At 66.7% G+C, this 20,779-nt stretch carries 17 protein-coding genes and 1 other RNA gene; 7 read left to right on the top strand and 11 right to left on the bottom strand.

What is annotated here, in order from left to right; translation table 11 throughout:
- Positions 1-19 precede the first annotated feature (19 nt).
- Together HV783_RS21180 and HV783_RS21175 are read left to right on the top strand one after the other, a co-directional pair.
- A complete protein-coding gene (locus HV783_RS21180; RefSeq protein WP_144654994.1) occupies positions 20-1,417 on the top strand; it encodes a 4Fe-4S binding protein in 1,398 nt (465 codons plus the stop codon).
- A 149-nt stretch (positions 1,418-1,566) separates the two neighbouring features.
- Positions 1,567-2,439, top strand: coding sequence for a PhzF family phenazine biosynthesis protein (locus tag HV783_RS21175; RefSeq protein ID WP_054501473.1), 873 nt, complete (start codon positions 1,567-1,569; stop codon positions 2,437-2,439).
- Positions 2,440-2,618: 179 nt separating this feature from the next.
- Here the strand turns inward: HV783_RS21175 and HV783_RS21170 are convergent, their stop codons facing one another.
- The 5 genes from HV783_RS21170 to cphA (HV783_RS21150) form a co-directional block, all read right to left on the bottom strand.
- The gene (locus HV783_RS21170; RefSeq protein ID WP_024068163.1) at positions 2,619-2,957 is read right to left on the bottom strand and encodes a BON domain-containing protein; all 339 of its coding nucleotides are present in this window, start codon (positions 2,955-2,957) and stop codon (positions 2,619-2,621) included.
- A gap of 81 nt (positions 2,958-3,038) precedes the next feature.
- Positions 3,039-3,203, bottom strand: a complete 165-nt coding sequence (locus HV783_RS21165) for a DUF1328 domain-containing protein (RefSeq protein WP_006389411.1) — start codon at positions 3,201-3,203, stop codon at positions 3,039-3,041.
- A gap of 25 nt (positions 3,204-3,228) precedes the next feature.
- Complete coding sequence (locus HV783_RS21160; protein ID WP_006389412.1) at positions 3,229-3,429, bottom strand: CsbD family protein; 201 nt, start codon at positions 3,427-3,429, stop codon at positions 3,229-3,231.
- Positions 3,430-4,081: 652 nt separating this feature from the next.
- On the bottom strand, positions 4,082-6,652 hold the full coding sequence (gene cphA / locus HV783_RS21155; RefSeq protein WP_054501472.1) for a cyanophycin synthetase: 2,571 nt from the start codon (positions 6,650-6,652) through the stop codon (positions 4,082-4,084).
- Positions 6,653-6,714: 62 nt separating this feature from the next.
- On the bottom strand, positions 6,715-9,330 hold the full coding sequence (gene cphA / locus HV783_RS21150; protein ID WP_175189824.1) for a cyanophycin synthetase: 2,616 nt from the start codon (positions 9,328-9,330) through the stop codon (positions 6,715-6,717).
- Positions 9,331-9,590: 260 nt separating this feature from the next.
- Here cphA (HV783_RS21150) and HV783_RS21145 point away from each other — a divergent pair, with 260 nt between their 5' ends.
- Together HV783_RS21145 and HV783_RS21140 are read left to right on the top strand one after the other, a co-directional pair.
- Entirely contained in the window at positions 9,591-11,876 is a 2,286-nt protein-coding gene (locus HV783_RS21145; RefSeq protein ID WP_064527105.1) for a cyanophycin metabolism-associated ABC transporter, read from the top strand.
- Between the two features lie 14 nt (positions 11,877-11,890).
- Positions 11,891-12,361 (top strand): cyanophycin metabolism-associated DUF1854 family protein, encoded by a 471-nt coding sequence (locus HV783_RS21140; RefSeq protein WP_049072299.1) that lies wholly within the window; start codon positions 11,891-11,893, stop codon positions 12,359-12,361.
- A 4-nt stretch (positions 12,362-12,365) separates the two neighbouring features.
- On the opposite strand, the gene HV783_RS21135 is transcribed toward HV783_RS21140, so the two are convergent.
- On the bottom strand, positions 12,366-13,505 hold the full coding sequence (locus HV783_RS21135; protein WP_175189823.1) for a GNAT family N-acetyltransferase: 1,140 nt from the start codon (positions 13,503-13,505) through the stop codon (positions 12,366-12,368).
- Positions 13,506-13,611: 106 nt separating this feature from the next.
- Between HV783_RS21135 and HV783_RS21130 the strand changes: the two genes are divergently transcribed.
- The 3 genes from HV783_RS21130 (at position 13,612) to HV783_RS21120 (ending at position 16,281) form a co-directional block, all read left to right on the top strand.
- Positions 13,612-14,532 (top strand): ferritin-like domain-containing protein, encoded by a 921-nt coding sequence (locus tag HV783_RS21130; protein ID WP_054501467.1) that lies wholly within the window; start codon positions 13,612-13,614, stop codon positions 14,530-14,532.
- The gene (locus HV783_RS21125) at positions 14,529-15,758 is read left to right on the top strand and encodes a lytic murein transglycosylase (RefSeq protein ID WP_175189822.1); all 1,230 of its coding nucleotides are present in this window, start codon (positions 14,529-14,531) and stop codon (positions 15,756-15,758) included. Before HV783_RS21130 ends, HV783_RS21125 begins: the two co-directional genes overlap by 4 nt.
- A gap of 109 nt (positions 15,759-15,867) precedes the next feature.
- Entirely contained in the window at positions 15,868-16,281 is a 414-nt protein-coding gene (locus HV783_RS21120; RefSeq protein ID WP_054501465.1) for a YidB family protein, read from the top strand.
- A gap of 123 nt (positions 16,282-16,404) precedes the next feature.
- Here HV783_RS21120 and ssrA read toward each other — a convergent pair.
- From ssrA to ompA, 5 genes are all read right to left on the bottom strand, one after another.
- Positions 16,405-16,793, bottom strand: a transfer-messenger RNA (tmRNA) gene (ssrA, locus tag HV783_RS21115).
- A gap of 88 nt (positions 16,794-16,881) precedes the next feature.
- Positions 16,882-18,057, bottom strand: a complete 1,176-nt coding sequence (locus tag HV783_RS21110) for an MFS transporter (RefSeq protein WP_054501464.1) — start codon at positions 18,055-18,057, stop codon at positions 16,882-16,884.
- Positions 18,058-18,438: 381 nt separating this feature from the next.
- Complete coding sequence (locus tag HV783_RS21105; protein WP_175189821.1) at positions 18,439-19,113, bottom strand: HAD-IA family hydrolase; 675 nt, start codon at positions 19,111-19,113, stop codon at positions 18,439-18,441.
- The gene (ubiG, locus tag HV783_RS21100) at positions 19,110-19,838 is read right to left on the bottom strand and encodes a bifunctional 2-polyprenyl-6-hydroxyphenol methylase/3-demethylubiquinol 3-O-methyltransferase UbiG (protein WP_175189820.1); all 729 of its coding nucleotides are present in this window, start codon (positions 19,836-19,838) and stop codon (positions 19,110-19,112) included. Before ubiG ends, HV783_RS21105 begins: the two co-directional genes overlap by 4 nt.
- Before the next feature lie 142 nt (positions 19,839-19,980).
- Complete coding sequence (gene ompA / locus HV783_RS21095; protein ID WP_054429492.1) at positions 19,981-20,574, bottom strand: outer membrane protein OmpA; 594 nt, start codon at positions 20,572-20,574, stop codon at positions 19,981-19,983.
- Positions 20,575-20,779 lie beyond the last annotated feature (205 nt).

Here is a 20,779-nt window from a genome sequence, read left to right as displayed (position 1 = left end):
AATTAATGAAGGTTTGACCATGGCAGCTGCACTCGGGAGGGCAACCTCCCGTATCGCCGACTTTCTTCGAGACCATGCCCCTCTGTTGCGCAAGCTGCAGTGGGGCATTGTTGCGATATACGCGTTCCTGCTGATCGTGCCGGCCATCATGCCGCTGCCGGACAATTCGGCCTCGGTATTCAACAACCTGACCATCGTGGCGCAGTTCGCCTTCTGGGGCGTGTGGTGGCCGTTCGTGCTGATCTCCATGCCGATCCTGGGACGCGCCTGGTGCGGCTGGTTCTGTCCGGAGGGCATGCTCACCGAATGGGCCAGCGAACGCGGCCAGGGGCATGCCATTCCCAAGTGGATGCGCTGGGGCGGCTGGCCCTTCGTGGCCTTCGCGCTCACCACCATCTACGGCCAATTGGTCAGCGTCTACCAGTATCCGCTGGCGGTGCTGGCGGTGCTGGGCGGTTCGACGGTGGCGGCGATGATCGTCGGTTGGCGCTATGGCCGCAGCAAACGGGTCTGGTGCAAGTACCTCTGTCCGGTCAACGGCGTCTTCAACCTGCTGGCGAAGCTGGCGCCGTGGCACTTCAAGGTCGACGAGGAAAAGTGGCGCCATCCGGTCATCCGGATCGAACCCATCAACTGTGCGCCGCTGGTGCCTTTGCGTCACATGAAGGGTGCCGGCGATTGCCACGTGTGCGGCCGGTGCAGCGGCTATCGCGGCGCCATTGCGCTGACGCCGCGCTCGCCCGAGGAAGAGGTCGTCAGCGTCACCGATGGCGAACCGTGGCAGACCGCGCTGCTGTGCTTCGGCCTGATGGGCATTGCCATGGGCGCCTTCCTCTGGAGCGCCAGCCCCTGGTACGTGAGCGCCAAGCAGTGGGCCGCGACCTGGCTGGTCGAGCATGACATCATGTGGCCGCTGATGGACAACGCGCCGTGGTTCATCCTGACCCACTATCCGGAAGTGAACGACAGCTTCTCCTGGCTCGACGGCGCCGGCATCATGATGTTCGTGGTGGGCGCGACGATCTGCATCGGCGGCGCCAGCTTCCTGTCGCTGTGGATCGCCGACCGGTTGGCGCCGGCGGCGCCAGCGGAGGGACAGCCCGCGGGCGGCTGGTTCCGCCCCGGATTGCACAAGTTGGCGCAGGGCCTGATTCCCTCGGCCGGCATCGGCGTGTTCCTGGGCTTGTCGGCCACCACCATCAACCTGCTCAAGCACGAGGGCGTGCGCGCCGCGTGGGCGGCGCCGGTGCGCTTTACGCTGCTGACGCTGGCCGTGCTGTGGACCCTGCGCCTGTTCGCGCGGTTGCTCAACCAGCGCCCGGTAAGCCTGGCGCGCAAGGGCGCGGCGTGGCTGGTGCTGGCCGCCGGCCTGGCGCCGTTCTGCTGGGCCTGGGTGCTGTTCTTCGCCATCTGGTGACAGTGGCAGGGATGCGATGCGGCCGTTGGGGGGCCGGTGCCGGGGGCCGGCGCGACATTATCCCGGCTGCGGGAGCGTCCCTTGGCCCGGCGTGGTGCGATAAAGTAGAGGGTCTATTTTCCTCCTCACGGCAACCTTCCCTCCAGCCCATGGCCACCTACGCATTCCGTCTTCTCAACGTCTTCGCCTCCAGCACCTTCACCGGCAATCCCCTCTGTGTATTCGAAGACGCGCGTGGCATGGACGACGCCACCATGCGCGAGCTGGCGGCGCAGTTCAATCTTTCCGAAACCACTTTCATCCTGCCGTCCGACGTGGCCGATGCGCGGGTGCGCATTTTCACACCTGGCTTCGAGATGGGTTTCGCGGGCCATCCGACCATCGGCACGTCGCAAGTGGTGCGCGACCTGCTCAAGCGCGGCGATGCGTTGACGCTGGAATTCAAGGCCGGTGTCGTGCCGGTCACCGCGCAGGGTGACGCCTGGACTTTCACGGCGCCTTGCCCGAATGGCGTGCGCACGGCGGCGCCGACGCTGCCGGCCGCTGATATTGCCGCACTGATGGGGCTGGACCTGGATGACCTGGCGGATGATCCCCTCTGGGTGGATACGGGCGCGGACCAGCTACTGGTGCCGCTCAAGAACGTCGACGCGTTGCGGCGCGCGAATCCGGATGCCTCGCGGCTGGATCGCTGGCAGGCCAACAGCCTGGGGCGCAAGGTCTGCTATCTGTTCGCCTTCGACCCGAATCGCCAGCAGGACGGGCGCGATGTCGTGGTGACGCGTTATTTCTACGCCAAGCCCGGCGGCGGGGTGCAGGAAGATGCCGGGACCGGATCGGCCTGCGCCAACCTGGGCGGCTGGCTGCGGCATCGGCAGCATGCGCTGCCCGCCAGTTTCCTGGTGGAGCAGGGCGACCAGATGGGCCGTCCTTGCCGGTTGCTGCTGGATGTGCAGGCCGATGGCCGCATCCAGGTGGGCGGCCGCGCGCTGGAGATCGGGCGCGGCACGGTGGACGTCTGAGTGTGCGCGCGGGTCCGGCATGACGGGGCTGTGCCTGTCAGGCGGGCCGGGGTGCTGCTGGCGGCAAAGCGGTCCGGTGCGGACTCTGGACTGTCGGCTTCCCGCGCGCAATGAAAAACGGCGCCTGTGTGTGAGCACAGGCGCCGTTTTTCATTGCATGGCCATCAAGGCCCGGCGGGTTACTTCTTGTTCTTGGCCGGGTCGACCTTGATGTTGTTCATCACCTGCTTCACGCCTTCGACGCCGCGGGCGACGGTGGCGGCGTGGTCGGCTTCGGCGGCGGTGCCGACGGTGCCGGTCAGCTTGGCCACGCCATCGGTGGTTTCAACGGCGATGTCCAGCGCGCTCAGTTGCTTGTCGGCCACAAAGGCGGCCTTGACCTTGGTGGTCACGGTCGCGTCGGAGGCGTATTCGCCCACGGATTGCTTGGGCTTGCCGTCATTGGCGGCAAAGGCCATGGAAGTGAAGACAGCGCCCGTACCCAGTGCGGCGGCGGCGATCAGCTTGCGAAATTCCATAGTTGTGCTCCTTGTGTATGTGGTTTTCAGCGCGTTCAGGACGCAACGGCTAAGCGAAAGTTCTTTGGGTGCGATGTTCTTCTATTTCTTGCGGAATGCGCCGCCCAGAATGGACAGCAGCGCCAATACCAGGAAGACAAAGAACAGGATCTTGGCGATGCCCGCGGCGCCGGCGGCGATGCCGCCGAAGCCCAGGACCGCCGCGATGATCGCAATGACGAAGAAAACTACGGCGTAGTGCAACATGTCGGCTTCTCCTGGAGGTACGGGATCAGGGGTTGCGATCAAAGAAATCGCGCACTTCCTTTTCCGCCTGTTCCTTGGTCTTGCCGTAGCGCTCCTGGATCAGGCCAGCGAGGCGTTCGGCGTTGCCTTCGGTGCGGGTCAGCTCGTCGTCGGTGAGTTCACCCCAGGCCGCCTTGGCCTTACCGGTCAGTTGCTTCCACTTGCCAGCGATGATGTCGTTGTTCATGGTGACCTCTCTTCGTTAGTGGCGAACGCAGCGGCTTATGGCCGATAAGCTCTGTATTCGCGGTTGAGTTGGGCACTGATCAGCTTGGATTCAAGGTACAGGGCGGCGACGAGGGCTGTCAAAGGGGCGCTGTGGGTAAATGTAACGGCCGGGGACGGGGCAAACCGTGCGTCTTATGACGGTCAGGTAGCGCAGGCGTACCAGAGCGGGAGTTACATCTGAGCAACCTATTGAGCCCTTTTGAGCGGGGCTGGTAACGGGACCTGTACGGCCGATTCGCATAAAAGCGGTGGCGCGTGATGCCTCGCGACGGGTCACCGACGCTGGCCCCATGCCCGCTGGATCGGTATAGTCGGGGCAGGCTCCGCGGCCGGTTCCGAGACCGGCGCGGTCTGGCGACATCACTCACGAGAGGGCACGCATGACCCGACGATTCCTTGGCACGATTCTGCTGGCGCTGGCCACGATGGCCGCGCTGGGATGCGCCCATGTGACGGACCACTATCAGGCCGCGGCGCCCGTCTCGGCGCCGCACGGCTAGGGCCAGGGCTACGATCGGGCGCCAGGTCCGGTGGGGCGGCGACCCGCCGCGGCCATCCAAAAGAAACGGGGCGCTTTCGCGCCCCGTCTTCATGCGATTTCCGGATCGGGATCAGCTTTCGCGGATGCGTTGGGCGATGTGTTCCAGCGCCTCTTCCACCTGGTCCACGAGGATCAGGCAAAGGTCGCCCGCCTGCAGGCGAGCTAGCGCCGTGTCGATCGCCAGGAACTCGCCGTGAATCTCCTCGATGTGGCGGGCGCGGCTGGCGTTGACCAGGCCTTGCTGCAGTAGGGCCAGCACTTCGCCGTCGGCGCGGCCGCGTTGGCATTGGTCCTGATACAGCAGCACGTCGTCGAAGGCTTCCCCGAGGATCTCGGTCTGCATGCGGATGTCTTCGTCACGGCGGTCGCCGGCGCCGCTGATGACCACCGCGCGGCGCTTGGCGGGCATTGCATCGACCGCGCGTACCAGCGCCTGGATCGCATCAGGGTTGTGGCCGTAGTCGGCAATCACGGTGGCGCCGCGATAGTCGAACACGTTGAAGCGGCCGGGCGCGGTCTGGGCGTCGTTGACAAAGGTGGCCAGGCCGCGGCGGATGATGCTCCAGTCTAGATTCAGCGCCCAGGCCGCGGCGATCGAGGCCATGGCGTTCTCGACCTGGAACACGATGGTGCCGTTGCGCGTGAGCGGGATCTCGGCCAGCGGGAAACGGGTTTCCTCGCTGCCCTGGGCCGCGACGATCGCGTCGCCGTCGCGGTACACCACGCGCAGGCCCTGGGCCCGGTGCGTCGACATGATCGGGTGGTTGCGGTCTTCGGCGAAGTAAGTAATGGAGCCGGGGCAACTGGAGGCCATCTCCGCCACGATGGGGTCGGCCGCGTTTAGCACGGCGGTGCCGCTCGGATGCACATGCTGCACGATCACGCGCTTGACCACGGCCAGGTCCTCGACGGTGCTGATGTACCCCAGGCCGAGGTGGTCGCCCATGCCGATGTTGGTGACGATCGCGACGTTGCAGCGATCGAAGGCGAGGCCCTCGCGCAGGATGCCGCCCCGCGCGGTTTCGAACACCGCGGCATCGACGTCCGGATGCATCAGCACGCTGCGGGCGCTGCGCGGGCCGCTGCAGTCGCCGGTGTCGATGCGCAGGTTGTCGACGTAGACGCCGTCGGAGTTGGTCATGCCGACGCGGTTGCCGGCCACGCCGAGGATATGGGCGGTCAGGCGCACCGTGGTGGTCTTGCCGTTGGTGCCGGCCACCGCCACCAGCGGGATGCGGCCATCCTCGCCATCGGCGAACATATTGGCGATGATGGCTTCGCCCACCGCGCGGCCCTTGCCGAACGAGGGATTCAGGTGCATGCGCAGGCCGGGCGCGGCGTTGACTTCGACCACGCCGCCGTTCTGCTCTTCGAGCGGGTAGTGCACGCTTTCGGCCACTACGTCGACGCCGCAGATGTCCAGGCCGATCATGCGCGCGGCCGAAACGGCGCGCGCCGCCATCTCCGGATGGACCTCGTCCGTGACGTCCGTTGCCGATCCGCCCGTGCTCAGGTTGGCGTTATTGCGCAGGAAGATCAGGGTGCCCGGCGCCGGCACGGAGTCGGCGTCGAAGCCCTGCTTTTTCAGCGTCGCGAGCGCGATGTCATCGAAGCGGATCTTGGTCAGCGAAGTGGCATGGCCATCGCCACGCAGCGGGTCGGCGTTGACTTGCTCGACCAGTTGGCGGATGGTGTGCACGCCGTCGCCGGTGACCTGCGGCGGATCGCGGCGCGAGGCCGCGACCAGCGCGCCGCCCACCACCAGCAGGCGGAAGTCGTGACCGGGGATGTAGCGTTCGACGATGACTTCGGAACTGATTTCCTCGGCCACTTCAAAAGCCTGGATCACGCGTTCACGCGTCTCGATATTGACCGCCACCCCGCGGCCCTGGCTGCCGTCGCGCGGCTTGACCACCACCGGGCCGCCCAGCTCCTGGGCCGCGGCCCAGGCGTCTTCGGCGGTGGTGACCGAGCGGCCCAGCGGCACAGGCACGCCGGCGGCGTCCAACAGCATCTTGGTCAGGTCCTTGTCCTGCGCGATCGATTCGGAGATGGCGCTGGTCAGGTCGGTCTCGGCGGCCTGGATGCGGCGCTGCTTGCTGCCCCAGCCAAACTGCACCATGCTGCCTTGCGTCAGGCGACGGTACGGAATGTTGCGGGCGGTGGCGGCGTTGACGATGGAGCCGGTACTGGGACCGAGGCGCACGTCCTCGTCCAGCTCGCGCAGGCGCTTGAGGGCGTCGGCCAGGTCGAACGGCGTGTCGTCCAGCGCGGCCTGCACCAGTTGCTGCGCCAGGTCCATGGCGAGGCGGCCGACTTCTTCCTCGCTGTATTCCACCACGACCTGGAACACGCCGGGTTCGGTGGTGGGCGAGGCGCGGCCGAACGTGACCGGGCAGCCGGCGTAGGCCTGCAGCGTCAGCGAGACGATCTGCAGCACGTGCGCGATCGAGACCGCGCCCTGGTGGCCTTCGGGGCGCAGCAGGCCAGTCTGCGGCAGGCGCGCGCGCAGGCGGGCTTCGAAGTCGGGCAGGTTGTCGATCGAGCATTCGGCGTCGGCGCACGACACGATGGCCTCGATCGCCGTGTTCTTGCTCCACAGGTTGGGGCCGCGCAGCGCTCGGATACGGGAAACTTCCATGGCAGGTATTCCTGTCTAGCTTGCGCGCGCCGCGGCGGGCCGCCGCGGCGCGCGCGATGATGTCAGTGTTGCTGGATCCAGCGGCGGACGAGATCGATGGTGGGGCCGGAGAAGGCTTCGTCGGATTGCAGCAGCACGAAGTCGCCCGCCGCAATGCCGGCGAGCTGGCTCTCGATGGCCCTGCCGTGATCCGGCTCGTCCAGGATCTGCTTGACGCGGCTGCCTTGCTCCAGCCCCTGGCGCAGCAGCGCGCGGGCCTGGCCGGCGGGGCGCTTGCTGGTGACAGTGGTGTCGTCATACAGCACCACGCGGTCGAACGCATCGCCCAGCAGCTTGCCTTGCTCGATCAGGTCCACGTCGCGGCGGTCGGCGCCAGCCGAATAGACGGCGGCGCGGGTGGTCGCTGGGAACTGGTCGATGGCCGTGATGAGGGGGCGCAACGCGGAGGCGTTGTGGACGTCGTCCACCACCACGGTGCTGCCGTTGCGCTCGAACAGGGTGAACTGCCAGGGCGCGTCGGCCTGGTCGATGTCGAAGGTCTCGATGCCGGCGCGGATGAGTTCGACCGGGATGTCCAGCGCCCACGCGGCGCCGACGGCTGCCAGCACGTTCTCGACCTGGAAGGCGACGCGGCCGCCATGGGTCAGCGGGATCGCGGCGACGTCGGCCAGGCGCTCTTCGTGCGCGCCTTGCGCCAGCACGATGGCGCCGTCGCGCACGAACACCGCGCGGCCCTCCTGTTGCAGGTGGGCGGTGATGGCGGGCAGGGCGGGATCGATGCCGAAGAAGATCACGGCGCCGTCGGACAGCTCCGCCATTTCCACCACGCGCGGATCGCGCGCGTTGAGCACGGCGGCGCCGGTCGGCAGCACCACGTCGACCTGGGTGCGGAACACATTGAACATGCGCTCCGTTTCGTTGATGTCGAAGTCGCCGAGATGGTCCGCGTCGTCGATGTTGGTGACCACGCCGACCTGGCAGCGGTCATACGCCAGGCCCTGGCCGAGGATCACGCCGCTGTCGTTCTCGATGACGGCGGCGTCGACGTTGCGGTTCATCAGCACGCGGGTGCCGGACGCGAAATCGGCGCGGTCGCCCTTTTGCACCAGGCGGCGGTCGAGGTACAGGCCTTCGCTGCAGGCCAGGCCGGTGCGCTTGCCCGACAGGTGCAAGAGGCGCGCGATCAGGCGCGCGACCACGGTCTTGCCGTTGGTGCCGGTGACGCCGACGATGGGAATGCGGCCGGCATCGCCTTCGGGGAACAGGTGCTCGACGATGGCGTGGCCGACCGGGCGCGGGGCGCCGTCGGCCGGCTTCAGATGCATCAGGAGACCCGGGCCGGCGTTGACTTCGACGATGGCGCCGCGCTGCTCGTCGAGCGGGCGCGAGATGTCCTCGGCCACCAGGTCGACGCCGGCGATGTCCAGGCCGACCACGCGGGCCGCCAGGGTCACGGTAGCGGCGACGCTGGGGTGCACGCGGTCGGTGACGTCGAAGGCGACGTTGCCGCTGCGCTGCACCAGCACGCGCTGGCCGTCGGCCGGCACGCTGTCTTCGGACAGGCCCTGGCGGGCGATTTCGAGGCGCGCGGCCGAATCCAGCCGCACCGGATTGAGCGGGTGGTTTTCGGTGCGGCCGCGGCGCGGGTCGGTGTTGATCTGGTTGTCGATGAGTTCGGTGATGGTGGATTTGCCGTCGCCGGTGACCCAGGCCGGCTCGCCGGCCGCGGCGGCCACCATGCGGTTGCCGACCACCAGCAGGCGGTGTTCGTTGCCGAGCACGAAGCGCTCGACGATGACGCCGCTGCCCTCGTCGACGGCGACGCGGTAGGCGGAAACCACTTCCTCGCGCGTGTTCAGGTTGGTGAACACGCCGCGGCCGTGGTTACCGTCATACGGCTTGACCACCACCGGCAGGCCGATGTCCTCGGCGGCCGACCAGGCGTCGTCCTCGCTGTCGACCAGGCGACCCTCCGGCACCGGCACGCCGCAGGTCGAGAGCAGTTCCTTGGTCAGGTCCTTGTCGCGCGAAATGCCTTCGGCGATGGCGCTGGTGCGGTCGGTCTCGGCCGTCCAGATACGGCGCTGGCGCGAGCCGTAGCCGAATTGCACCAGGTTGCCTTCGAACAGGCGGATGTAGGGGATGTCGCGGTCGTCGGCGGCATCGACGATGCAGGCGGTGCTGGGGCCCAGGCAGTGCTTGTCGACCAGCCGGCGCAGGCGCGCCACGGCGGCGTCGACGTCGAACGGACGGTCTTCGATGGCGGCCATGACCAGATCGCGGCCTTCGTTCAGGGCGGTGCGGGTGACCTGTTCCTGCCAGGCGCGCACGACGACCTTGTAGACGCCGCGGGTGGAGGTTTCACGGGCCTTGCCGAAGCCGCCGCGCAGGCCGGCCAGGTTCTGCAGCTCAAGGGTGACATGTTCGAGAATGTGGCCGGGCCAGGTGCCTTCCTTGACGCGGGACAGGAAGCCGCCCCGCACGCCCGGGCTGCAGCGGTGCTCGATCAGGGTCGGCAGCCACGCGGTCAGGCGCTCGTAGAAGCCGGGGATCGTGTTGGAGGGATAGTCCTCCAGTTCGCCGATATCCACCCACGCCTCGAGTACCGGACGGTACGTCCAAATGTTCGGGCCGCGCAAAGCCACGACATCGAGAAATTCAATGTCTTTCTTTTTCATGTTTTAATTTACTTGAGAAGCAGGTTGGCACGCGCGGACGCCCCTATGCAAGACCGCGAATTTATTGGGGTTGCGCCTTAAGAATAATGCCAACGAGTGGGGGATCCCAGATATTCCTAATTAGAAAAATCGGCTGATACTATACGACGCCTTCAAAGGCGTGAACTCGTTGTGTTGTAAGGAAGGGACACGTTGCCAACCCGGGGTTGGCATGCCGTCGCCGCCTTGTAGGGCAGAGTCCTGGCCCGGTATGCGTTCTAATGAAAAAAACACACCTGCTTTCCGGCCTAGCCGAAGCCTTTCCTGCCCGCTGGCGGGATGACATCCGCGCGGAACTGGCGCAGGATGAGACCCTGCTGGCCTGGCTTGAAATAGACCTGGACCAGCGGCTGAAGTTCCAGCCCGGCCTGGTCGCCGTCACCGATCGCCGCCTGATCGCCCGCAATGCGGCCGATACCGGCTGGGAATCCTGGGCGTACGGCCCTCAACTGTCCCTGAATCTTTCCGACCACGCTGGCGCGGCCGTGCTGGAACTGCACGACGACACCGCGCGCCTGGGCATCTGGCGCTTCACGCTGGCCTGCAATCCGGCCGCGCTGCGGCTGCTGGGCCAGTTCGAGGCCCAACAGGCAATCCGCCTGTCCGGCCAGCCACAAGCCGAGGCGGGCGAACGCCAGTGCACGATCTGCAACAACGCCATCCCGGCTGGGCAGGACGAGTGTCCGGTCTGCAACCAGGAGCAGGCGGCGCCCTCGACCACCTGGGCGCTGCTGCGCCTGTGGCGCTTCGCGCGGCCGTATCGCGGGCCCTTGCTGGCCGGTTTCCTGCTGACCCTGCTGGGCACCGCGGCGACCCTGGTGCCGCCGTACCTGACCATGCCGCTGATGGACGACGTGCTGATTCCGTTCCAGAACGGCGCGCCCATCGATTACAGCAAGGTCCGCCTGTACCTGGGCGGGCTGCTCGGTTCCGCCATCCTGGCGTGGGGCCTGGGCTGGGCGCGGACCTACATCCTGGCCTGGGTCAGCGAGCGCATTGGCGCCGACCTGCGTACCACCACCTATGAGCACCTGCAGCAGTTGTCGCTGGAGTATTTCGGCGGCAAGCGCACCGGCGACCTGATTTCCCGCATCGGCAGCGAGACCGACCGCATCTGCGTGTTCCTGTCGCTGCACCTGCTGGACTTCGCCAACGACATCCTGATGATCACCATGACCGCGGTGATCCTGGTGTCGATCAATCCGTGGCTGGCGCTGGTCACGCTGGTGCCGCTGCCGTTCATCATCTGGATGATCCACGCGGTTCGCGACCGCCTGCGCCATGGCTTCGAGAAGGTCGATCGCATCTGGTCGGAGATCACCAACGTGCTGGCCGATACCATTCCCGGCATCCGCGTGGTCAAGGCCTTTGCCCAGGAGAAGCGCGAAGTGGCGCGTTTCCGCGAGGCCAACAACCGCAACCTGGAAGTGAACGACCGGGTCAACACCACCTGGTCGCTGTTCTCGCCCACCGTCACGCTGCTGACCGAGGTCGGGCTGCTGGTGGTGTGGATCTTCGGCATCTGGCAGGTCTCGCAGAAGCAGATCACGGTGGGGGTGCTGGCGGCGTTCCTGGCGTACATCGGGCGCTTCTACACCCGCCTGGATTCGATGAGCCGTATCGTGTCCGTGACGCAGAAGGCGGCCGCCGGCGCCAAGCGCATCTTCGACATCCTGGATCACGTCTCGAGCGTGCCGGAACCGCAGAACCCGGCCAAGCTGCCGCAGGTCAACGGCCGCATCGAGTTGCGCGACGTCGGTTTCCGCTACGGCAACCGCCAGGTCATCCGCGGCCTGGACCTGAGCATCGCGCCCGGCGAGATGATCGGCCTGGTCGGGCACAGCGGCTCGGGCAAGAGCACCCTGATCAACCTGATCTGCCGCTTTTACGACGTTTCGGAAGGCGCGATCCTGGTGGACGGCGCCGACATCCGTTCGGTGCGGGTGGCCGACTACCGCCGCAACATCGGGCTGGTGCTGCAGGAGCCCTTCCTGTTCTTCGGCACCATCGCCGAGAACATCGCCTACGGCAAGCCGGACGCTACCCGCGACGAGATCGTGGCGGCGGCCCGCGCCGCCCATGCCCATGAATTCATCCTGCGCTTGCCGCATGGCTACGATTCGCTGGTCGGCGAGCGCGGCCAGGCGCTGTCCGGCGGCGAGCGCCAGCGCATCTCGATCGCGCGCGCGCTGCTGATCGACCCGCGCATCCTGATCCTGGACGAAGCGACCTCGTCGGTCGACACCACCACCGAGAAGGAAATCCAGAAGGCGCTCGACAACCTGGTGCGCGGCCGCACCACCATCGCCATCGCCCATCGCCTGAGCACCTTGCGCAAGGCTGATCGGCTGGTGGTGCTGGACCGTGGCCAGATCGTGGAGCAGGGCCCGCACGAGGAACTGATGGCGCGTGAAGGCGCCTACTACCGGCTGTATCAGGCGCAGGCGCGCCAGAACGAGGCCGATGCACAGTCCTCCGGCGGCGAAGACATGGCCGCCGTGGCCTGAGCGAGATAACCGTCATGACGCTTCCCGTTTTTCAACTGCGACGCAATGCGTTCGGGCGTTTGGTGTTCCAGGGCGCCGACGGCGTCGCGCACGAAGGCGTGATTCCGGTGCGGGCCTTTCCGATCAGCGAGGCCGATCGCGGGCTGTCGCTGGTGACCGGAGAAGGCCGCGAGCTGCTGTGGATCGAAAGGCTGGCCGACGTGCCCGCCGCCGAGCGCGCGCTGATCGAAGAGGAACTGGCCGGGCGTGAATTCATGCCCGAGATCCGCAAGCTCGCCAGCGTGTCGACCTTCGCCACGCCCAGCGTCTGGAAGGTGGAGACCGACCGCGGGGCCACCAGCTTCACGTTGCGGGGCGAGGAGGACATCCGCCGCTTGAGCCCGCAGACGCTGCTGATCGCCGACAGCCACGGCATCTTCTATCTGGTGCGCGACATCCTGTCGCTCGATAAGCACAGCCGCAAGCTGCTGGATCGCTTCCTCTGACCGCTCAGTCCGGGGCCGCGCGCTTGAACGGCGTGTGGGTCTCGAGCTCGCCCAGGTAGTCATCCACCGCGGCGGTTTCCTCATCCAGAAATTGCTGGATCGCAGCCGCGAAACGCGGGTCGGCGACCCAGTGCGCCGACCAGGTGGGCGTGGGCAGCAGCCCGCGCGCCATCTTGTGTTCCCCTTGCGCGCCGCCCTCGAATCGCGCCATGCCGTGGGCGATGCAGTAAGCGATGGCCTGCAGATAGCAGGTCTCGAAATGCAGCCCCGGCACGTATTCCGTCGCCCCCCAATAGCGCCCGTACAGCGTGTCGCCGCCCGCCAGGTTCAGGGCCGCCGCCACCGGCTGGCCGTCGCGCTCGGCCAGGATGAGCACGAAGGCGTTGGGCTGGTCACGGTAGGCGCGCAGGAAGAATTCGCGGCTCAGGTACGGCGGGTTGCCGTGGTTGAAGTAGGTATGGCAATAGCACTGATAGAAGAAGTCGAGGTCGGCGGCGTCGATCTGCGCGCCGCGTAGCCAGCGGAACGTCAGCCCGGCCTGCGCCACCTTTTTGCGGTCCTGGCGGATCTTCTTGCGCTTGTCGTGGCTCATCGTGGCCAGGAAGGCGTCGAAATCGGAGTAGCCAGGATTGGTCCAGTGGAACTGCACGCTTTCGCGCACCATGAAGCCGGCCTCGCGCAGGGCTCGCAGGTCCGCGGTGGCCGGAAACAGCAGGTGCAGCGACGACACCTGGATCTCTTCGGCAAAGGCGACCAGCCCGCGCACCAGCGTGTCGCGGTCTTCGTCGCTGCCGGCCAGCAGGCGCGGGCCCGAGACCGGGGTGAACGGCACGGCCGCCAGCAGCTTGGGGTAGTAGCGCAGGCCGTGACGCTCGAAGGCGTCGGCCCAGGCGTAGTCGAACACGTACTCGCCGCGCGAATGCGATTTCAGGTAGAGCGGCACCGCGCCCGCCAGCGCGTCGTCGCGCCACAGCATCAGATAATGGGGCGACCAACCGGTGCGCGGCGCGGCACAGCCGGAATCGTGCAGCGCGTGCAGGAACGCATGCCGCAGGAACGGCTGGTCCCCGGCCAACGCATCCCATTGGCGGGCGTCGATGCGCGACAGGTCGGTCTCGATGGTCAGGCGTAGCGGCGAATCCATGAACGAATGATAAAGTCTTCAGTGGCGCATGGCGCACGGCGCGGGATGACCGCGCATGGTTATTGTCTTGCGGGCGGCGTTGTTCCGTCCCGCACCGGAAATCTTCATGGACAGCAATTCGATCCTTCCCGTGAACGGGAGCGATCCGCACGAACCCGGCACGCCCTGTCTGCGTGCCCAGGCCCTGCAGGCGCTGGCCGCCACCGGCTGGGCCGACAAGCTGGCGCGGGTGCGCGCCATCGGCGAAGATGCCCCGCTCGATAGCGTGCGGCGCTACGCGACGCCGGATGGATTGCCCGGGCGGCCCGCCGCGCCGGTGCTGGTGGCGCCGTCCGAGGTGCCGCAGCGTTCCATGGCGACGCTGGAGGGCCGCGCGGCGCTGCTGCACGCGCTGGCGCACATCGAATTCAACGCTGTGAACCTGGCGCTGGACATCCTCTGGCGTTTCGCCGGCATGCCGGATGCGTTCTACCGCGACTGGCTGCGCGTGGCGCGCGAAGAGGCTGCGCATTTCGACCTGCTCAATCAGCGGCTTGCCGACCTGGGCCATGCCTATGGCGACTTTCCTGGCCACAACGGCTTGTGGGAGATGGCCGAACGCACTTGCGGCGACCTGCTGGCGCGCCTGGCGCTGGTGCCGCGCACGCTGGAGGCGCGCGGCCTGGATGCGTCGCCGCTGATCCGCAACAAGCTGGCCGGCGCCGGCGATGCGCGGAGCGCGGCCATCGTCGACATCATCCTGCGCGACGAGATCGGCCACGTAGCCATCGGCAACTATTGGTACAAGCGGCTGTGCGCCGAGCAGGGCAGGGAGCCGGTCGCCTGCTATGCCGAGCTGGCCAGCCGCTACAACGCGCCGCGGCTGCGTGGCCCTTTCAACATGGAAGCGCGCCGCGCGGCGGGTTTCGACGAGGCCGAACTGGCCGCCTTGCTCGACAAACGCGCCGTCATGGGCGAAGCCGAAGACAGCCAGCGCCGCCCCGACGGCGGCGCGGCCAACGCATCCGCAGGAGCGCTTTCTCGATGACCTTTCGTCGCGCCATTCCCCTGGCCGCCATGCTGGCGTTGTCCGCGCCCGCCGCGCACGCCGCCGACACCTTCGCCGCTTGCCTGGCCGGATTGCGCGCCCCCGCCGCAAAGGCGGGCGTGTCGGGCGCCACGTTCGACCGGCATACCGCCAGCCTGTCGCCCGACATGGCGGTGATCGGCCTGCTGGATGCGCAGCCGGAATTCAAGACGCCGATCTGGGACTACATGGCGGCGCTGGTCGACGACGAGCGCGTCGCCGACGGCAAGGCCGGCATCGAGCGCTGGCGTGCCGAACTGGACCGCGCCGCGGCGCGCTACGGCGTGGACCCGGCCACCATCGCGGCCGTATGGGGCGTGGAGAGCAATTATGGCCGCACCCTGGGCGGACGGCCGCTTCTGACCTCGTTGTCGACGCTGTCCTGCTTCGGGCGCCGCCAGGCGTACTTCCGCGGCGAGTTCTTCGCCGCGCTCAAGATCGTGCAGGACGAGCGTATCGACCCGGACAAGCTCAAGGGTTCCTGGGCGGGGGCGTTCGGCCAGACCCAGTTCATGCCGTCGACCTATCTGCGGTTGGCCGTCGACTTTGACGGCGACGGCCGCCGCGACCTCATCGACAGCGTGCCCGACGCGCTCGCCTCCACGGCCAACTTCCTCAAGCGCGCCGGCTGGAACAGCGGCCTGGACTGGGGCTACGAGGTGATCCTGCCCGCTGGCGCGAACATCGCCGGCGCGGGACGCAAGAACAAGCGTCCGCTGTCGTTCTGGCGCGGCCAGGGCCTGACCCGCGCTGACGGCAAGCCGTTGCCCGGGGGCGATACGCCCGTCGGGCTGCTGTTGCCGGCCGGACCGAAGGGGCCGGCGTTCCTGCTGACCCGTAATTTCGATGCGCTGTATTCCTACAACGCCGCCGAAAGCTATGCGCTGGCGATTGCGCACCTCTCCGACCGCCTGCGTGGCGGCGGCCCGCTGGCGCAGGCCTGGCCGACCGATGATCCGGGGCTGTCGCGCGCCGAGCGGCGGGAATTGCAGCGGCTGCTGATCGCCCGCGGCTATGAGCTGGGCGAACCCGATGGCATGATCGGCGAGCGCACCCGCGAAGCCCTGCGCGCGGCGCAGCGCGAACTCGGCCTGCCTGCCGACGGCCGCGCCGGTCAGAAGGCGCTGAAAGCCCTCAAGGCCTCCCAGGCTCCCCTGGCCTCGCCAGCCCCGCGCGGCGCGGGCTGAGGGCCGGAACGACAAGCTTTGCAAAGATCGCCGGTTGCCGGCCTTTGGATGACCACATCGGCGCCGCCACGGGCCTATACTGGATTTCCGATTTTCCTGGAGAACGGCGATGAGTCTATTGGATACCTTGGCCTCGATGGCCGGCGGCGGCCAGCAAGGAGGTTCCGCCTCGCTGCTGCCCGCCCTGATCGAACAACTGAGCAAATACCCGGGCGGACTTTCCGGCCTGATCGCCAGCTTCCAGCAGGGCGGCCTGGGCGAGATCGTCGCGTCCTGGATCGGCAAGGGCCAGAACTTGCCGGTCAGCGCCGACCAGCTCGGCCAGGTGCTGGACCCGGGCGTGGTCAACGAACTGGCCGCCAAGACCGGCCAGGACACCGGCTCGGTGCTGGGCTCGCTGTCGTCGCTGCTGCCGCAACTGATTGACAAGGCCACTCCCGAAGGCGCTGTGCAACCCGGCCAGTCGCTCAATCCCGCCGACCTGCTGGCGTCGCTGTCGGGGCTGTTCGGCAATCGCGGCTGAATCCCGGCATGAGCCTGAACGCGGTGCGCGGCAGCACGCGTTGTTGACTCCCGCCGGTGGCGGCCGCTGCAAAAAAAATGGCCGACCCGTGAAGGTCGGCCATTTGGCGCTATGGCGGAAATTTGGTGGAGCCGGGGGGAATTGAACCCCCGTCCGCAAGCCCTCCGCAACCAGTTCTACATGCGTAGTCGATCTATTTGGTTTTAACCCTGGACTTAGCCAACCGACAGGCCGGACCAGAGCGATTCACGTAATTTAAATTTGAACCGTGTGACCCCAGTTCAAACCGATTCCTTGTGAATGTCGCTGCTGCGGTTCGAGGGTTGCCCCCCTAGGAAGTTGCCTTCCTCCGCCTGACCCAAGGACAGATCAGTGCAGCGGCTCACCGCTTAAGCGGCGAGAGCGAAACGCTCGTCGTTGGCGTTTGTAGTGTTCCAGTGGTTTAACGAGCGTACTGGTGCTCGGCATGCCCTGAGTTGTTTCGCGACCCACGTCGAATCCGGATCGGCCCCAAGAACTTCTATTGTACTGGTAAACGCGATAGCCCGCTGCGTTTCCGCGACCGCCCGCCCGGACGTGGCGCGAATACCGCAATGTGGCCTAGGCGTTGGCGCAGGCTGCCTTGCCGGCAGGACGGGCGCGCGAGGCCGCCATGAGCACGAACGCCAGGGCGACGGATACCGCGACGATGACCGCAGCCGCCCAGCCGAGCGAGGCCAGGCCGTACTGGTCGATTACGTGGCCGCCGACCACGGCGCCCAGTCCGATGCCGATGTTGGCGCCCGAAATGTTGAGCGACGCGGCGAAGGCGGGCGCTTCCGGCGCCGACTTCATCAGGCGCACGTGGCAGACGATGAACAGCGCCGCCTGGGCGATGCCCCAGATCGTCAGCGCTACGGCCAGCAGGCCGTGCGATTGCATCACCGGCGCCACGAAGGCCAGGCCGACCGCCATCAGCGACGAGAACAGCGCGGTGGCGCCCAACGGGCTACGGTCGACCATGCGCCCGCCCAGGGTGTTGCCGATCAGGCCAACGGCGCCGAACGCCATCATGGTCCAGCCGACGATCTGGCCATTGAAGCCGGCCAGGCGCTCCAGCATGTCCGCCAGGTAGGTGTAGGCGGTGAACATGCCCGTGAACACCAGCAACGACAGCAGCACGTGGCCCACCACGATCGGGTTGCGCAGGATGCGCAGTTGCGTCACCAGTTTCACGTTTTCGGCGCGGATGCGGGTGCTGGGGAAGGCCAGCAGCAGCAGCAGGGCCTTGGCGAACGCCACCGCCGAGAGCACGCCGAAGGCCGCGCGCCAGCCGAAGGCGTCGGAGATCAGCACGCCGATGGGAATGCCGAACACCGTCGCCGCGACGATGCCGAACGCCACCATCGAGATGGCGCGGCCGGCGCGGGCGGGGCCCACCAGTTCCACCGCGGTGGCGCTGGCCAGCGACCAGAACACCGGCAATGCCAGCGCCGGCACGAAACGGGCGACGGCCATGACCCAGATGTTCGGCGCTGCCGCCGCCAGGGCGTTGGACAGGCCGAACAGCGCCAGCACGCTGATGAACAGTCGTTTGCGCTCGATGTTGGCCATCAGCGCGGTCAGCAGGGGGCCGGTGGCAGCCACCGTGAAGGCGAAAAGTGTCACCAGCAGACCGGCCTGGGAAACCGTGACATCCAGATCGCGGGCCAGGCTGGGCAACAGGCCGACGATCAGGAATTCGGTGGTCAGGATGGTGAAACCGGCGGCCGAAAGTAGCAGGATGGGTAAAAGCATGGGCAATTCCAGGTGCGCACGAAGCCGTGAGGCAACGCGCGGTGGACGGATGGATGGTCTAAAAGGTCTAGGTTGCGCGCCGGGGAGACGTCGGCGCGCGGGCGCATGAGGGTGGCAAACCGTCGATGCGTAACGAGAGTCGCCGTGCGGGCTTCGCCGCGCGGCGCCCGGCTTTGGCCGGGAAAGGCAATCGGGAGGCACCCGCATTGCCTTGCATTGAAGACACTTTAATTCACCGGCGGCCGGGGATAAACCCTTTTCAGTCGGATAAATTGTTCGGTCAGGCCAACTAATCCGGCCGTGCCGATGTCATCCTGGCCCGCATGCCGCCAGGCTGGGCGGCGATGCGGGACATGGGAGATCAGCGAGGATGACGGCGCCTTAACGCAGATCGCGCGGCAGCAGCGGCTCGATTGCCGCCCACAGCTCGGCCGGGGTGTTGGCGCAGGTCTCGGCTTCCCAGGTGCTGATGTTGTCTTCTTCGCCGACGTATCCATAGGCGGCGGCGACCGCCGGCATCCCGGCCGCGTGCGCCGCCTGGATGTCGCGCAGGTCGTCGCCGACGTAGACGCAGCGGTCGGTGGCGAAACCGGCCTCGCGCGCGGCATGCTGCAGCGGCAGGGGATGCGGCTTGGCGTGGGCGGTGGTGTCGCCGCAGACCAGCACGGCGCTGTCGCGGGTCAGGTTCAGGTGTTCGACGATCGGCAGGGTCAGGTAGGTAACCTTGTTGGTCACGATGCCCCAAGACAGGCCGCGCTGGCGGATATCGGCCAGCAGCGCCTCGATGCCCGGGAACAGCTTGCTGTAGACGGTGGAGCTGGCGGCGTAGTCTTCGAGGAATTGCAGGCGGGTCGGCTCGTATTCTTCATCGCCCGGCTTCAGCCCCAGCGCCACGCGCAGCAGGCCGCGCGCGCCCTGTGACGCGACCGGGCGCAGCGTTTCGTAGGGCAGGGGTTCCAGTCCCCGGCGGGTGCGCTGCTGGTTGGCGGCGGCGGCCAGGTCGGGGGCGGTGTCGGCCAGCGTGCCGTCGAAATCAAACAGGATCAGGGCACTCATTTGCGGGTAGCCATCAGGTAGTTGACCGAGGTGTCGGACGTCAGCGAATAGATCTGCGTGATCGGGTTGTATTCCATGCCGCGCATGCCCACCGGTTCCAGGCCGGCGCCGCGGGCGGCTGATGCCAGTTCGCTCGGCTTGATGAACATATCGTAGGTGTGGGTGCCGCGCGGCAGCAGGCGCAGCACGTATTCGGCGCCGATGATGGCGAACAGGAACGACTTCGGATTGCGGTTCAGGGTCGAGAAGAACACCCAGCCGCCCGGCCTGGTCAGCGTCGCGCAGGCGCGCACAATGGAGGCCGGGTCCGGCACGTGTTCCAGCATTTCCATGCAGGTGACCACGTCGAATTGGCCCGGCTGCTCGGCCGCCAGTTGTTCCACCGGCACCTTGCGGTACTCGACCTTCACGCCCGATTCGAGGCCGTGGAGCTTGGCGATCTTGAGCGATTTGTCGGCCAGGTCGATGCCGGTGACCTCGGCGCCCGCGCGGGCCATGGCTTCCGACAGGATGCCGCCGCCGCAGCCGACGTCCAGCACCGTCTTGCCCGCCAGGCTGCCCACGCTTTCCTGGATCCATTCCAGACGCAGGGGGTTGATGGCGTGCAGGGGCTTGAATTCGCTTTCGGGGTCCCACCAGCGGCTGGCCAGCGCGGCGAACTTGTCCAGTTCGGCCTGGTCTGCGTTGATGGTGGCTTGGGCGGAATCGTGGGTTTGGGTGCTCATGGGTGGTCCAGCATAAGACGGCTCTATATATAGAGGGTCGGCGGCGCCCGCGGGCGCCGGAGCGTTTGCACCGGATTGGTGCAAGCCGGGCGAAAAAAAGGGCCTCGCGATGCGAGGCCCTTTATTGTAGCTAGTCCGGCAATTACTTGCGGCTACCCACGATTTCGATTTCAACGCGACGGTTCTGGGCGCGGCCTTCCTTCGTCTTGTTGGAAGCGATCGGGTTCTTCTTACCCTTGCCTTCCGTGTAGATACGGTTCGGATCGATGCCCTTGCTGACCAGGTAGGCCTTGACCGAAGCGGCACGGCGCTCGGACAGCTTCTGGTTGTAGGCGTCCGTACCGATCGAGTCGGTGTGGCCGACGGCGATGATGGTTTCCAGCTCGATACCGCGAGCTTGCTGGGCGACTTGGTCCAGCAGTTGACGGCCTTCGGGCTTCAGGGTCGACTTGTCGAAGTCGAAGAACGTGTCAGCGTTGAACACGACCTTGGCCGCCATCGGGGCCGGCTTCGCCTTCTGTTGTGCAACCGGAACGCCGTCGCAGCCGGGGATGCCGGTGGCCGGGGTCCAGAACGCATCGCGCCAGCACAGTTCGTTCGTACCGTTCTTCCAAACGTTACCGAACGGATTGCGCCAGTTGTCCACCGTCTGGGGATAGGTCTGGGCCGAGGCTACACCCGAGGCCGTGACGGCGGCGAAGGCGAGCGCCAGAGCGAATTTGGAGGGTTTGTTCATGTTTCTCCTCGTTGAGCTTGAAGCTGGATAAGTGACTCGCAGCGAACCCCCGCCGCATATCAGGAAAACGGGGCCAGTATAGCAACGCCAAGAGCTGGTTCAAAGGAATAGCTACTGGGTTTCCTGCGTGCTGGAAACAATCTTAAGGCATTTGGGGGGCTTTGGCTTCCCTGGACAGCCGCATTGGTGCTGGATATGACGTTTT

The organism is Achromobacter dolens (assembly GCF_902859745.1).
In the GTDB taxonomy this organism is placed as follows: Bacteria; Pseudomonadota; Gammaproteobacteria; order Burkholderiales; family Burkholderiaceae_B; genus Achromobacter; species Achromobacter dolens.
The sequence above is the reverse complement of the archived record's forward strand: the minus strand, read 5'-3'. Positions and strand labels throughout refer to the sequence as shown.

Excerpts from the sequence above, each read along its gene's own strand:
- HV783_RS21165 (WP_006389411.1), bottom strand. The coding sequence starts at position 3,203 with ATGTTGCACTACGCCGTAGTTTTCTTCGTCATTGCGATCATCGCGGCG.
- HV783_RS21160 (WP_006389412.1), bottom strand. The coding sequence starts at position 3,429 with ATGAACAACGACATCATCGCTGGCAAGTGGAAGCAACTGACCGGTAAG.
- HV783_RS21145 (WP_064527105.1), top strand. The coding sequence starts at position 9,591 with ATGAAAAAAACACACCTGCTTTCCGGCCTAGCCGAAGCCTTTCCTGCC.
- HV783_RS21180 (WP_144654994.1), top strand. The coding sequence starts at position 20 with ATGGCAGCTGCACTCGGGAGGGCAACCTCCCGTATCGCCGACTTTCTT.
- ompA (WP_054429492.1), bottom strand. The coding sequence starts at position 20,574 with ATGAACAAACCCTCCAAATTCGCTCTGGCGCTCGCCTTCGCCGCCGTC.
- HV783_RS21125 (WP_175189822.1), top strand. The coding sequence starts at position 14,529 with ATGACCTTTCGTCGCGCCATTCCCCTGGCCGCCATGCTGGCGTTGTCC.
- HV783_RS21170 (WP_024068163.1), bottom strand. The coding sequence starts at position 2,957 with ATGGAATTTCGCAAGCTGATCGCCGCCGCCGCACTGGGTACGGGCGCT.
- HV783_RS21130 (WP_054501467.1), top strand. The coding sequence starts at position 13,612 with ATGGACAGCAATTCGATCCTTCCCGTGAACGGGAGCGATCCGCACGAA.
- cphA (WP_054501472.1), bottom strand. The coding sequence starts at position 6,652 with ATGGAAGTTTCCCGTATCCGAGCGCTGCGCGGCCCCAACCTGTGGAGC.
- HV783_RS21120 (WP_054501465.1), top strand. The coding sequence starts at position 15,868 with ATGAGTCTATTGGATACCTTGGCCTCGATGGCCGGCGGCGGCCAGCAA.
- HV783_RS21105 (WP_175189821.1), bottom strand. The coding sequence starts at position 19,113 with ATGAGTGCCCTGATCCTGTTTGATTTCGACGGCACGCTGGCCGACACC.
- HV783_RS21175 (WP_054501473.1), top strand. The coding sequence starts at position 1,567 with ATGGCCACCTACGCATTCCGTCTTCTCAACGTCTTCGCCTCCAGCACC.
- HV783_RS21110 (WP_054501464.1), bottom strand. The coding sequence starts at position 18,057 with ATGCTTTTACCCATCCTGCTACTTTCGGCCGCCGGTTTCACCATCCTG.
- HV783_RS21135 (WP_175189823.1), bottom strand. The coding sequence starts at position 13,505 with ATGGATTCGCCGCTACGCCTGACCATCGAGACCGACCTGTCGCGCATC.
- cphA (WP_175189824.1), bottom strand. The coding sequence starts at position 9,330 with ATGAAAAAGAAAGACATTGAATTTCTCGATGTCGTGGCTTTGCGCGGC.
- HV783_RS21140 (WP_049072299.1), top strand. The coding sequence starts at position 11,891 with ATGACGCTTCCCGTTTTTCAACTGCGACGCAATGCGTTCGGGCGTTTG.
- ubiG (WP_175189820.1), bottom strand. The coding sequence starts at position 19,838 with ATGAGCACCCAAACCCACGATTCCGCCCAAGCCACCATCAACGCAGAC.